Annotated in this window: 10 protein-coding genes; 6 read left to right on the forward strand and 4 right to left on the reverse strand. The window is 70.1% G+C overall.

The annotated features are described in order from the left end of the window. The first annotated feature begins 89 nt into the window (after positions 1-89). Genes dhaK through dhaM form a run of 3 tightly spaced genes read left to right on the forward strand, consistent with a single transcriptional unit; the run spans position 90 to position 2,445 of the window. Positions 90-1,085, forward strand: a complete 996-nt coding sequence (dhaK, locus tag AB6V31_RS05180) for a dihydroxyacetone kinase subunit DhaK (RefSeq protein WP_369364473.1) — start codon at positions 90-92, stop codon at positions 1,083-1,085. Next, positions 1,082-1,717 carry a dihydroxyacetone kinase subunit DhaL gene (gene dhaL, locus AB6V31_RS05185; protein WP_369364475.1) on the forward strand — a complete coding sequence of 212 codons (636 nt, stop codon included), beginning with the start codon at positions 1,082-1,084 and terminating at the stop codon, positions 1,715-1,717. The genes dhaK and dhaL overlap by 4 nt, the downstream gene beginning before the upstream one ends. Then, on the forward strand, positions 1,714-2,445 hold the full coding sequence (gene dhaM, locus AB6V31_RS05190) for a dihydroxyacetone kinase phosphoryl donor subunit DhaM (protein ID WP_369364477.1): 732 nt from the start codon (positions 1,714-1,716) through the stop codon (positions 2,443-2,445). Before dhaL ends, dhaM begins: the two co-directional genes overlap by 4 nt. Positions 2,446-2,463: 18 nt before the next feature. Here the strand turns inward: dhaM and AB6V31_RS05195 are convergent, their stop codons facing one another. After that, positions 2,464-3,429, reverse strand: a complete 966-nt coding sequence (locus AB6V31_RS05195; RefSeq protein ID WP_369364478.1) for a sugar-binding transcriptional regulator — start codon at positions 3,427-3,429, stop codon at positions 2,464-2,466. A gap of 112 nt (positions 3,430-3,541) precedes the next feature. Between AB6V31_RS05195 and AB6V31_RS05200 the strand changes: the two genes are divergently transcribed. The 3 genes from AB6V31_RS05200 (at position 3,542) to glpK (ending at position 7,736) form a co-directional block, all read left to right on the forward strand. Then, positions 3,542-5,260: a glycerol-3-phosphate dehydrogenase/oxidase gene (locus tag AB6V31_RS05200; protein WP_056227172.1), complete on the forward strand. Its 1,719-nt coding sequence runs from the start codon at positions 3,542-3,544 to the stop codon at positions 5,258-5,260. Positions 5,261-5,381: 121 nt separating this feature from the next. After that, complete coding sequence (locus AB6V31_RS05205; protein ID WP_074694200.1) at positions 5,382-6,137, forward strand: MIP/aquaporin family protein; 756 nt, start codon at positions 5,382-5,384, stop codon at positions 6,135-6,137. Positions 6,138-6,224: 87 nt separating this feature from the next. Then, positions 6,225-7,736 (forward strand): glycerol kinase GlpK, encoded by a 1,512-nt coding sequence (gene glpK / locus AB6V31_RS05210; RefSeq protein WP_056227166.1) that lies wholly within the window; start codon positions 6,225-6,227, stop codon positions 7,734-7,736. A gap of 111 nt (positions 7,737-7,847) precedes the next feature. On the opposite strand, the gene AB6V31_RS05215 is transcribed toward glpK, so the two are convergent. The 3 genes from AB6V31_RS05215 to AB6V31_RS05225 form a co-directional block, all read right to left on the reverse strand. Next, entirely contained in the window at positions 7,848-8,327 is a 480-nt protein-coding gene (locus tag AB6V31_RS05215) for a hypothetical protein (RefSeq protein WP_369364480.1), read from the reverse strand. A 53-nt stretch (positions 8,328-8,380) separates the two neighbouring features. Then, entirely contained in the window at positions 8,381-8,851 is a 471-nt protein-coding gene (locus tag AB6V31_RS05220) for an OsmC family protein (RefSeq protein ID WP_056227158.1), read from the reverse strand. Positions 8,852-8,976: 125 nt separating this feature from the next. After that, a complete protein-coding gene (locus AB6V31_RS05225) occupies positions 8,977-11,895 on the reverse strand; it encodes a LamG-like jellyroll fold domain-containing protein (protein ID WP_369364481.1) in 2,919 nt (972 codons plus the stop codon). Positions 11,896-11,912 lie beyond the last annotated feature (17 nt).

Consider the following 11,912-nt stretch of genomic DNA (forward strand, 5'->3'; position numbering starts at 1 on the left):
ACCGGCTTTTCCTCCTTGACGGAACGGCGACCTGCGAGCAGGGTCGAAACCGACGGCCCGAACCGTCGTCGCCACAACGAGGAGGCACCGTGAAGAAGTTCGTCAACGACCCCGCCGACGTCTTGGCCGAGGCCCTCCGCGGCATCCAGGTCGCCCATCCGGACGTGCGGGTGGATGCCGAGAACCGGGTCATCCTGCGCGCGGAGCCGACGCGGTCGGGCAAGGTCGCGCTGGTGTCCGGCGGTGGATCGGGGCACGAGCCGATGCACGGCGGTTTCGTCGGGCGGGGCATGCTCGATGCCGCGGCCGCAGGAGAGGTCTTCACCTCCCCCACTCCCGACCAGGTGCTCGCCGCCACGCAGGCGGTCGACTCGGGTGCCGGTGTGCTGCACATCGTGAAGAACTACACCGGAGACGTCCTCAATTTCGAGATGGCGGCGGAGCTCGCCGCGGCCGAGGGCGTGCAGGTGGAATCGGTCGTCGTGGCCGATGACGTCGCCGTGACCGACTCGACCTGGACCGCGGGTCGCCGCGGAACGGGCACCACCGTCATCCTCGAGAAGATCGTCGGCGCCCTCGCCGAAGAAGGGGCCGATCTCGCGGCGGTCGCCGAGCTCGCGCGTCGCGTCTCCGCCGCCGGCCGGTCGATGGGCGTGGCTCTCACGAGCTGCACCGTCCCCGCCGCGGGCCGCCCCACCTTCGAGCTCCCCGACGACGAGATGGAGGTCGGTGTCGGCATCCACGGCGAACCCGGTCGCTCGCGCGTGAAGCTGGCATCCGCTCGAGAGATCGCCAAGCTCATGGTCGACCCGATCGTGCACGATTTCGGCGCGCCCGTGGGACCGGCGATCGTGCTGTTGTCGGGCCTGGGCGGCACCCCGCTGATCGAGCAGTACCTGTTGTACGGAGAGATCGCGCCGCTGCTGGCCGAGGCCGGCGTCGACGTCCAGCGCGTCCTGATCGGCGACTACATCACGAGCCTCGACATGGCCGGGGCGTCGTTGACCGTCGTGAAGGCCGACGACGAGATGCTGCGCCTGTGGGATGCGCCCGTCGTGACCCCGGGGCTGCGGTGGGGCGCATGAGCGGGGCGGTCTCGACCGACGACCTCGTCGCGTGGATCCGCGCGTTCCGCGACGCCGTCCACGCCCGCAAGGACGAATTGACGCGCCTCGACTCCGAGATCGGCGACGCCGACCACGGGTCGAACATGGCGCGCGGTCTCGACGCGGTCGTCGCCAAGCTCGATCCCGCTCCCGCCAGCCCCTCCGATCTGTTCAAGACGGTCGGCATGACCCTCGTCTCGTCGGTCGGCGGAGCGAGCGGTCCGCTGTACGGCACACTCTTCCTGCGCATGGGCCCCACGCTGGGCGTTGAGACGGAGGTGGATGCCGCGACCCTCGGCGCCGCGCTGCGCGCCGGGGTCGAGGGGGTCGTCGCCCGCGGCAAGGCCGAGCTGGGCGACAAGACGATGATCGACGCCCTTTCCCCCGCCCTGGACGCGTGGGACGCCGCGGCCGCCGAGGGCCTGGCTGAAGCCGCTCGCGCCGCCGCCGACGCCGCGGCCCGTGGGCGCGATGCGACCGAGCCGCTGGTCGCGCGCAAGGGCCGGGCGAGCTACCTCGGCGAGCGCAGCGCCGGACACCTCGATCCGGGCGCCACCTCGGCGACCCTGCTGCTCGAAGCCCTGCGCGACACCCTGGCGGGAGCCGCGTGATCGGGATCGTCACCGTCTCGCACTCCCGCGCCCTCGCCGAGGCCGCGGTGCATCTGGCCCTGCAGATGGGCGGGGCGAATCCGCCCGACGTCCGCGTCGCGGCCGGCGGCCCCGACGACGATCTCGGAACGGATGCCGTGGCCATCGCCGCCGCGATCGACGAGGCGGACTCCGGGGACGGCGTCCTCGTCCTGATGGACCTCGGGTCCGCGATCCTCAGCGCCGAGACGGCCCTCGAGTTCGTCGCGGCGCCGGACCGCGTGCGCTTGAGCCCCGCCCCCTTCGTGGAGGGTCTCGTGGCGGCCGTGGTGACCGCCGCGGGCGGAGCGGACCTCGAGACCGTGTCCCGGGAGTGCGCCACCGCCGCGGGAGCGAAGGCGCGTCAGCTGGGCGACGACGCCGGGGAGTCGGCATCCATTCCGCAGGCTGCGGAGAAGGCGGCGGAGGATCAGTCGCTGTCGTTCGAGGCCGTCGTGACCAATCCCTCGGGCCTGCACGCGCGTCCGGCCGCGACCTTCGTCAAGGCCGCCTCCCGCCACGATGCCGAGGTGCGCATCGCCGACCTCGAGACCGGATCCGACGAGGTGTCGGGGCGGAGCCTGCTCGCCTTGATGGCGCTGGGCGTGCGGCAGGGTGCGCGCATCCGCGTGAGCGCCTCGGGCCCGGAGGCGCGAGCGGCGCTCGACGAGCTGCACGCCCTCATCGCCGACGGGTTCGGCGAGAGATGACGGGGGCGGCCGAACGCGTCAGCGCGTGACGCTGAGCAGGCGGCGCGCGAGGGACTCCTCAACCACCAGCTCGGTGACGAGGTCGGCGGCCAGCGCACCGCGCAGGCCGTCGAGCTTGGACAGGCTCGACACCACGCAGAAGCGACGGGGAATGCGCCGCACCGTGTCGAGGTCCGGCCCGCTCGAGCGGGCGTTGAGCTCGGGGATGTCGCTCGAACCGTCGGCGCGGTAGAACACGGTGGCGCAGTCTCCGACCACGCCCTCGCGCTCGATGACCGCGCGGTCGCGCTCGTCGAAGTAGTCGCCGCTGTAGACGTGCGAGGGCACGTCGGCGTGCGGGGAACCGAGCCCGAAGACGAACAGGCCGACGCGCTGCTGGATCTCGAGCACCGAACGCACCGAGCGCTCCCGCCACATCGACTGCTTCGTGAGGGGGTCGTCGAACAGCGCGGGCACCGGGAATTGGTGCACGGACGACGACCAGGCCGCGCCGAACTTCGACAGGATCTCGCCCGCGTACGGGATGCCCGAGGTGCGAACGTTGGCCGCGCCGTTCATCTGCACGATGTGCGTGTCGTGGACGTCCTTCTGGGGGACGTGGCGGGCCATAGCCGAGAGGGTCGACCCCCAGGCCACCCCGATCGTCATCGACGACTCGACGCGCTCCGCCAGGATGCGCGCGGCGGTCAACGCCGTGCGCTCGAGCCGCTCGGCCTCGGAGGTGCGCGGGGGCGTGGGGACGACGTGCGCCGTGATGCCGAAGCGATCGGCGATGCGCTGGGCCATCTGCCCTCGGGCGTCGTCGGGCGGGCTGATCGAAATCGTGACGAGGCCGACGTCGCGGGCGTGCTGCAGCAGACGCGACACCGATGAGCGCGAGACCCTCATCTCGTGCGCGATGGCATCCATCGTCAGGTCCTGCATGTAGTAAAGCTGCGCCGCGCGCAGGGCGTCACGGGAGCGCTCCTCGGCCTGCGTCACCACCGTCCGGTTACCTTCATGAACACTATTCTGCACGTTTGTTCAAGGGGCTTGCAACAACGTGCAGACAAGCGCATTGTGATCGTCGTACCAACAACGAAAGGTCGCAGTCGACATGTCGTCCCCCGCTACTCCGCTCCGCGCCGACGTCCAGGCGCTCCGCGACGCCGAGAACCTCGACGTCCTCATCATCGGAGGGGGCATCAACGGCCTCGCCACCCTCCGCGACCTCGCCCTCCAGGGCGTCAGCGTCGCCCTCGTCGAACGTGGCGACTTCGTCTCCGGTGCCTCCTCGGCCTCCAGCCACATGGTGCACGGCGGCATCCGCTACCTCGAGAACGGCGAGTTCCGCCTCGTCAAAGAAGCGGTCACCGAGCGAAATGACCTGCTCAAGACCGCTCCCCACTACGTCAAGCCGCTCGAGACGACGATCCCGATCTACAAGACGTTCTCCGGCATCCTGTCGGCACCCTTCCGCCTTCTCGTGACGCACGGTCGTGGCAAGCCCAATGAGCGCGGCGCGCTGCTCATCAAGGTCGGCCTGATCATGTACGACACCTTCTCGCGCGACGGCGGCTCCGTCCCCCGCCACACCTTCCTCGGCAAGAAGAAGTCGCTGTCCGAGCTTCCGAAGCTCAACCCCGACCTCGCCTACACCGCGACCTACTTCGACGCCTCGATGCACGACCCCGAGCGCATCGCCCTCGACGTGCTGCGCGACGGCATCGAGGCCGGCGCGGGCCGCACGCAGGCCGTCAACTACGTCTCGGCCGTCGGCGCCGACGCGAACGGCGTGCGGGTGCGCGACGAGGTGTCCGGCGAGGAGTTCAGCGTCAAGGCGAAGGTCGTCCTCAACACGGCCGGACCCTGGACCGACCTGGCCAACCAGGCGATGGGCCTCGACACGACCTTCATGGGCGGCACCAAGGGCTCGCACATCGTGCTCGACAACCCCGAGCTGCTCGCCGCCACCGGTGGTCGTGAGATCTTCTTCGAGCACTCCGACGGCCGCATCGTCCTCATCTACCCCCTCAAGGACCGCGTCCTGGTCGGCACGACCGACATCGACGCCGATCCCTCGAAGCCGGTCGTGTGCACCGACGACGAGATCGAGTACTTCTTCGACCTCATCGGACACGTCTTCCCCACCATCGGCGTGGACCGCTCGCAGATCGTCTACACGTTCTCGGGTATCCGCCCGCTCCCCCGCCACGACGACACCGCCCCCGGCTTCGTCTCCCGCGACTACCGCATCGTCGAGGACGAGGTCGCGGGCGTCCCCGCCATGAGCCTCGTCGGCGGCAAGTGGACCACCTTCCGCGCCCTCGCCGAGCACCTCAGCATGAAGACCCTGCAGAAGCTGCGTCGCCCCCACCGCGTCAGCACCCAGGGCCTGCCCATCGGCGGCGGGGCCGGCTTCCCCGCCACGCCCGAGCAGCGTCGCCGCTGGATCGCCGCGCGCACGAATGCGCACTCCGCGGAGCTCGTCGAGGCGATGCTGGAGCGCTACGGCACCCGTGCCGACGCGATCCTCGCTGCCCTGCCCGCCGAGCCGACGCCGGTTCCCGACGCGGCCGGGTACTTCCGCGAGGAGCTCGCGTTCATCGCCGAGAACGAGCAGGTCGTGCACCTGATCGACGTGCTGCTGCGCCGCACGCACCTGGCGTTCGTCGGCGGCATGACCGAGCGCACCCTGCAGGAGGTCGCCGAGGCGGTCGCCGAGCCCCTCGGTTGGGACTCCGCGCGCGTCGACGAAGAAGTGGCCCGTACTACTGAGATTCTCCGCTCCGCCCACCGTGTCGACCTGGCACAGGCCGGAGTGGCCCGAATCTGAGAGAACGTGCGGGCGCGCCACCTGTTGCGCGCCCGCACGTGAGCCGTAGGTTCGGAGCACCGAGCCGCACTACCGCCCGAGCCGAAGGTGTCCGGGTGACGAAAGAAAGGTCGATGACGACATGCAAGAAGTGAACCTGGGGCTGTACTTCCTCTCGGAGGTCGTCGGCACCGCGATGCTCATCCTGTTGGGCTGTGGCGTGGTCGCCAACGTGGCCCTCGCCAAGACCAAGGGCAACGCCGGCGGCACCCTGATGGTCAACTGGGGTTGGGGCCTGGCGGTCTTCGCCGGTGTCATCGTCTCCGCGTACTCCGGCGCTCAGCTGAACCCCGCCGTCTCGATCGGCCTCCTGGTCGCCGGCAAGATCGCCTTCGTCCAGTTCCTCGTGGCCGTGGCCGCGCAGATGGTCGGTGCCATCATCGGCGCCGTCCTCGCCTGGGCGTCGTACAAGCAGCACTTCGACGACGAGCCCGACCCCGCCGCCAAGCTCGGCGTGTTCTCGACCGGTCCCGCGATCCGGTCGTACGGCTTCAACTTCCTCACCGAGGTCATCGCCACCTTCGTCCTGGTGTTCGTGATCTTCGGCTTCGGTGACTACGGCGTAGCCGACATCGGCGTCCCCGGCGGCATCGGCGGCCTCGCGGCCGTCCCCGTGGCGCTGCTCGTGGTCGGTATCGGCGCCTCCCTCGGCGGCCCCACCGGCTACGCGATCAACCCGGCCCGTGACCTCGGCCCCCGCATCGCCCACGCGATCCTCCCCATCAAGGGCAAGGGTTCGAGCGACTGGGGCTACGCCTGGGTTCCGGTCGCCGGTCCCCTCGTCGGTGGTCTGCTCGCGGGTCTGCTGGCCCCCGTGCTCCTCGGCCTCGGCAAGTAACACCTCCGCGGGGGCGTCGCCCGGCGCTCCCGCCCACCTTCTCCACCTCTTCACCCGTTCACTGAATTCAGACAAAGGAGTCCATCCATGGCCGACTACGTCCTCGCCATCGACCAGGGCACGACCTCGACGCGCGCGATGATCTTCGACAAGTCCGGGAGCGTCGTCTCCGTCGGACAGAAGGAGCACGAGCAGATCTTCCCGCGCGCGGGATGGGTCGAGCACGACCCCGCCGAGATCTGGCGCAACACCCAGGAGGTGATCGGCCTGGCCCTCAGCCGCGCCGACATCACCCGCCACGACATCGCCGCCGTCGGCATCACCAACCAGCGCGAGACCGCGGTGGTCTGGGACAAGAACACCGGCAAGCCCGTCTACAACGCCATCGTCTGGCAGGACACGCGGACGCAGTCCATCGTCGACCGTCTCGCCGACGGCGACCCCGAGCGCTACAAGAGCATCGTCGGTCTGCCGCTGGCGACCTACTTCTCGGGCACCAAGATCGTCTGGATCCTCGAGAACGTCGACGGAGCCCGCGAGAAGGCCGAAGCCGGAGACCTGCTCTTCGGCACGACCGACACCTGGGTGCTGTGGAACCTGACCGGCGGCATCGACGGCGGCGTGCACGCGACCGACGTCACCAACGCCAGCCGCACGCTGTTCATGGACCTCGAGACGCTGTCGTGGCGCGAGGACATCCTCGCCGACTTCGGCGTGCCGGCCTCGATGCTCCCCGAGATCCGCTCCTCCTCCGAGGTCTACGGCACCGTCGAGTCCTCGTCGCTGCTGCGCGAGACGCCGATCGCCGGCATCCTGGGCGACCAGCAGGCCGCGACCTTCGGCCAGGCGGCCTTCGACCCGGGTGAGAGCAAGAACACCTACGGCACGGGCAACTTCCTCATCTTCCAGACGGGCGAAGAGATCGTCCACTCGAAGAACGGTCTGCTCACGACGCTGGGCTACAAGCTCGGCGACCAGCCCGCCCGCTACGCGCTCGAGGGATCGATCGCCGTCACCGGCTCGCTCATCCAGTGGCTGCGCGATCAGCTCGGCATCATCTCCTCGGCCCCCGAGGTCGAGAAGCTGGCCGAGAGCGTGGACGACAACGGCGGCGTGTACTTCGTCCCGGCGTTCTCGGGCCTGTTCGCGCCCTACTGGCGTCCCGACGCCCGCGGCGCGATCGTCGGCATGACGCGCTACGTCAACCGCGGCCACATCGCCCGTGCCGCCCTCGAGGCGACCGCCTTCCAGTCGCGCGAGGTGCTCGACGCCGTCAACGCCGACTCCGGCGTCGACCTGGCCGAGCTCAAGGTCGACGGCGGCATGACCGCCAACGACGCTCTCATGCAGTTCCAGGCGGACATCCTCGGCGTACCCGTGGTGCGCCCGGTCGTCGCCGAGACCACCGCCCTGGGTGCCGCGTACGCCGCGGGCCTCGCGGTCGGCTTCTGGGACAACCTCGACGACCTGCGCGCCAACTGGCAGGAAGACAAGCGCTGGGAGCCCAACATGGACGACGGCGAGCGCGAGCGCGAGCTGCGCCTGTGGAAGAAGGCCGTCACCAAGTCGATGGACTGGATCGACGAGGACGTGCGCTGATCCCGCTCCTCACGAAGGCACCCCCGTCGGCCTCGCGCCGGCGGGGGTGCGTCGTTCGCGGGGCGCGTCGTTCGCGGGGCACCGGGTTCCCGGCATCCGGATGCCGAAAACTCAGCGCTGCGGCTTGGGGTACGCCGCCCGGACGGCGTCGGACTGAAGGTAGTCCGAGACGCCGATGAGGAGGATCGCGAAGAGGATCTGCTCGGTGACCACCCAGAACGGGTAGAGCCCCGGGATCGCCGCGAGCACGAGCGCGATGACCGGGAAGATCCGGCTGAACAGCTGAAGGCGGCGGAACGCCCAGTACCACCCCGCGCGGGCGCGCCAGAGGAAGTAGAACAGGGTCGTCGTGATCGCCAGCACCACGAGACAGCGCATCCAGACCGCGAAGCCGACGTCGTCGCCGTTCGCGGTCATCACCAGGGCGATGACGACCGTGGCCACGCCGAGGACGAAACCGGCCGCGAGCAAGAGGGTGATCGCACGGAACGCCCGGCGGACCTTCGGATCGGCGGAGACGGGAACGCGATGATCGGCCTGGCTGCCTCCGGCGATCCGGTCGAGACGGCGCAGGGCGGGTTCGAGCGGCATGCGCTCACTGTACGACGCCGCCGCATGCTCCCCGTACGCGCGACGCGGCGCGCTCAGTCCGCGGTCACCTCGGGCTCGTGCCGAACCGGGAAGTTGACCGAGTTGGCGATGAAGCACCACTCGCGCGCCGGGCGGTGGGCCGCGCGCGCCGCCTCGATCATCGACTCGTCCGCCACGCGGACGCGCGGGCGCAGCACGACCTCGGTGAACGCTCCCCCGCCGTTGCCGTCCTCCTGCAGGGTGCCCGAGGCGTCGTCCTCGTAACCGGTGACCACGACGCCCACCTTCACGCACGCGTAGAGGTACGACAGCAGGTGGCACTCGCTCAACGCCGCGATCAGCAGTTCTTCGGGGTTCCACTTGGCGGGGTCGCCGCGGAAGGGCTTGTCGGCGGATGCCGCGATGGCGGGCTTTCCGTCGACCTCGAGGGTCACGGCCCGCTCGTAGTCGCGATAACCGCTCGTCCCCGTTCCGAGGTCGCCGGTCCAGGTCGAGCGCAGGCGGTAATGGTGCTCTCCGTTCATGTCCCCCAGTCTGCCCGTCGCCGGACCGGAGGGCGCCGGAAATCTCGAGGACGACGACGCAGGACGCTCCCCGAACGACGAGGGCCCCCGTCCGGACGAACCGGACGGGGGCCCTGCGGCCGTGCTCAGGCGTGTCGGCGCCGGCGGCGAAGCACCAGTCCGAGGCCCGCGAGCAACAGAGCGGCACCCGACAGCGCGGCCAGGGCGCCCGAGGCGACGCCGGTGGCGGCGAGGTCGCCGCGACGCGCGTTGCCGAGCTGGGAGCCCGCATTCGACGTGGCGACACCCCCGGTCGCGGAGCCGCCGGCGCCGTCACCCGGATCGACCGCCGCGACGGGAGGGGCGACCGTGACGCGCGCCCAGCCCAGCAGCTCGCCGGTCGCCGTGTAGACGGCGAGACGGTGCTCGCCCGGAGCGACGCTCGCCGGGACGACGAGCGAGATCGACCGGTTCGCGACGGTCGCGGTGCCCAGACCCGTGGGCTGCGAGAAGAGGAACCCGTAGAGCGCCTTCCCGTCGAGACCCGCGGGCACGTTCACCGAGACCGTGTCGCCGGCCCGGAAGGTGCTCGGCGTCACCGTGATGGCGCCGTCCTTGCCGGCAGCCAACTGCTCGCCATCCGGAGACCAGGCGGCATCCACTCCCATGGTGACCGTCATCTCGAGCGCCGAGCCGGCCCGGGTCCCGATGGACTGGGCGAAGCTCACCGCGTGCGCTCCGACGCCGGCGATCGGCGTCTTCAGCGCGAGACGCCAGGTGCCGTCGGCTCCCACGGCGGCACGGCCGGCGTCCGCCCCGTCGACCCGCACCGTCACCTGCGCCCCCGCGACCCCGCGTCCCTCGAGCGCCGGAACCGTCGCGTTCGAGGCCTGCACGCCCGACAGCGGCGTGGTCACGGCGAAGGCCGCGGCGGTGGCGTCGAGGTCGGCACGCTGGAAGAGGAACTGCTCGCGCGGCAGAGCGTGGTCGACGATGCGGGTCTCGCCCACGCAGCCGTACCAGCCGTGCTCGGGCTCGGTGTTCCACAGCGAGGCGCCGATCACCCACGGCATCAGGTCTGCGGCCATCATCCCGCCGACGCCCGAGGCGTTGCGCAGCACCGGCACGCCGTCGACGTACATGATCACGGTTCCCGCGGCGGGGTCGTTCACGATCGCGACGTGGTGCCAGCTGCCCGGCATGATCTCGCCCGACCAGAGCGTGTACGAGTTCTTCGAGACCGTGTCGGCCGCCGAGAACTGGTATTCGCGCAGGTTCGAGATGCCCAGCCAGGCCGCACCGGCCCCCTCGTCGGAGGTGTCGTTGATCCCGATCCAGTTGCGCGCGCCGCCCCGACTGATCGCGGCGCCCCATCGGTTCGCGGCCTCGGCCCAGTTCGCATCCATCTGCAGGAAGGTCTCGAGGGTGTACCCCGACTCCGCGCTGAGGTGCGCCGAGGTCGCCGGCGCACCGTACTCGGTCGTGAGGAACGCGAGGTTGTCGGGTCCCGTGCTGTTGCGGTGCACGTCGCTGAAGCACACCGCGCCCGGGTCCGCCGAGTAGAAAGGAACGTCCTTGTGGGTCACCGCGACGTCGTCGAGTTCGTCGGGGGCGTCGGTCTGGTCCAGTGGCAGGCGGTACATCGGGCTGGACCCTGCGATGTCGGGCACGACGGTGTTCTCGTCGACGACGCCCTCCTTGACGTCGCCGAACCGCCAGTGCGCCACCGTTCCGGGTACCGCGAAGTAGTCCGACGCGTCACCGGCGGCGACGAGCTTCTCGCCGGTCGACGACCCGGTCCACCCCTGCGACACGATGGCCTTCGCGGCGGCGGTGAGGTCGGGACCGTCCGCCTGGGCCGCCGAGGGCGCACCCCATCCGAAACGGGATCCGAAGTCCATCGCGAGCGAGAACTGCTGCCATGTCCCGGTGAGCACGGGGGCGTCGGTCGACGTCCGCGAGTTGGCGTGCTTCTTGCCGACCCAGGGCGAGATCGTCGAGACGTCGATGCTGCCGCCCGACAGGTCGAACTCGAACAGCGTCATGATGCCGTTGCCGCCGTCGGCCGCCATCTGATAGTCCGTCAGCACCTCGTGGACGGGATGCCCGAAGTCGTTCGTGAGCGTGCGCATGGTGGCGCCGTGGAAGTGCCCGTTGAGCGTCAGGACGATCTGATCGTTCTTGCGGATGAGCTTTTCCCACAGCAGGTCGCCGTACCACCAGCTCGTCGGTGACACCTGGTCCTGGTCGACGCCGATGATCGCGTGCGACGACAGGATCACGGGCACGCCCTTGTTCGCGTCGAGGATCCCCTGCGCCCAGGCGAAGGTGTCGTCGGAGGCGTTCCAGCCGAGCGACAGCACGACCCAGTCATGCCCCTCGGCCGAGAAACGGTACGCCGAGGAGTACCCGTTCTGGAACGTGTCGAGCAGGGTCGAACCGCCCTGGCGCTGCAGCGTGGATGCCCCGAAGGCGGCGAGGTAGTTCGAGGCGTTGCCCTCCGACGAGCGGGCGCCCTGGTCGGCCACGTCGTGGTTGCCGGGGATCACCGAGTAGGGCACTTTGCCGTCCTCGAGGATCTTCATCGCCTTGCTCGCGGCGCTCCACTGATCGCTCTTGCCCTGCTGATCGACGACGTCGCCGAGCTGCATGGTGAACGGGATGTTGAGCGCCTTCTTGTTGTCGACGACCCACTGGGTCTGGACCTCGAAGGGGTTCGTCCCGTACTGCGGGACGAACTGCGAGGCGCTGTACCGCGAGTAGAACTGCGTGTCGGGCAGCACCGGCAGCAAGAAGCTCGAGCGTCCCGTCGCGGAGGAGGTTCCGGATGCCGCGGACCCGGTCGCCGCGGAGCCGGTGGTCCCCGTGGTGCTCGTCGTCGAGGCGGTCGTGGGCGCGCTCGAGACCGTGTCGGAGGGATTCGTGCCCGAGGTGGTGCCGGTGGACGTGCCCGAGGCGGCGACGGCGATCGACGCGCCGCCGAAGGCGAGGCTCGAGACGGCGAGCGCGCCGACGACCAGTCCGGTCGAGAGGCCGCGTACCGAGCGGCGTAGACGAGGGAACATATCTCTTCTCATGTCAG

The organism is Microbacterium sp. 16-032, from assembly GCF_041079455.1.
GTDB classification, from domain to species: Bacteria; Actinomycetota; Actinomycetes; order Actinomycetales; family Microbacteriaceae; genus Microbacterium; species Microbacterium testaceum_A.

Bases quoted from the DNA above. Each gene is read 5' to 3' on its own strand.
- dhaL (WP_369364475.1), top strand. From the start codon at position 1,082: ATGAGCGGGGCGGTCTCGACCGACGACCTCGTCGCGTGGATCCGCGCG.
- AB6V31_RS05200 (WP_056227172.1), top strand. From the start codon at position 3,542: ATGTCGTCCCCCGCTACTCCGCTCCGCGCCGACGTCCAGGCGCTCCGC.
- AB6V31_RS05205 (WP_074694200.1), top strand. From the start codon at position 5,382: ATGCAAGAAGTGAACCTGGGGCTGTACTTCCTCTCGGAGGTCGTCGGC.
- glpK (WP_056227166.1), top strand. From the start codon at position 6,225: ATGGCCGACTACGTCCTCGCCATCGACCAGGGCACGACCTCGACGCGC.
- AB6V31_RS05215 (WP_369364480.1), bottom strand. From the start codon at position 8,327: ATGCCGCTCGAACCCGCCCTGCGCCGTCTCGACCGGATCGCCGGAGGC.
- AB6V31_RS05220 (WP_056227158.1), bottom strand. From the start codon at position 8,851: ATGAACGGAGAGCACCATTACCGCCTGCGCTCGACCTGGACCGGCGAC.
- AB6V31_RS05225 (WP_369364481.1), bottom strand. From the start codon at position 11,895: ATGTTCCCTCGTCTACGCCGCTCGGTACGCGGCCTCTCGACCGGACTG.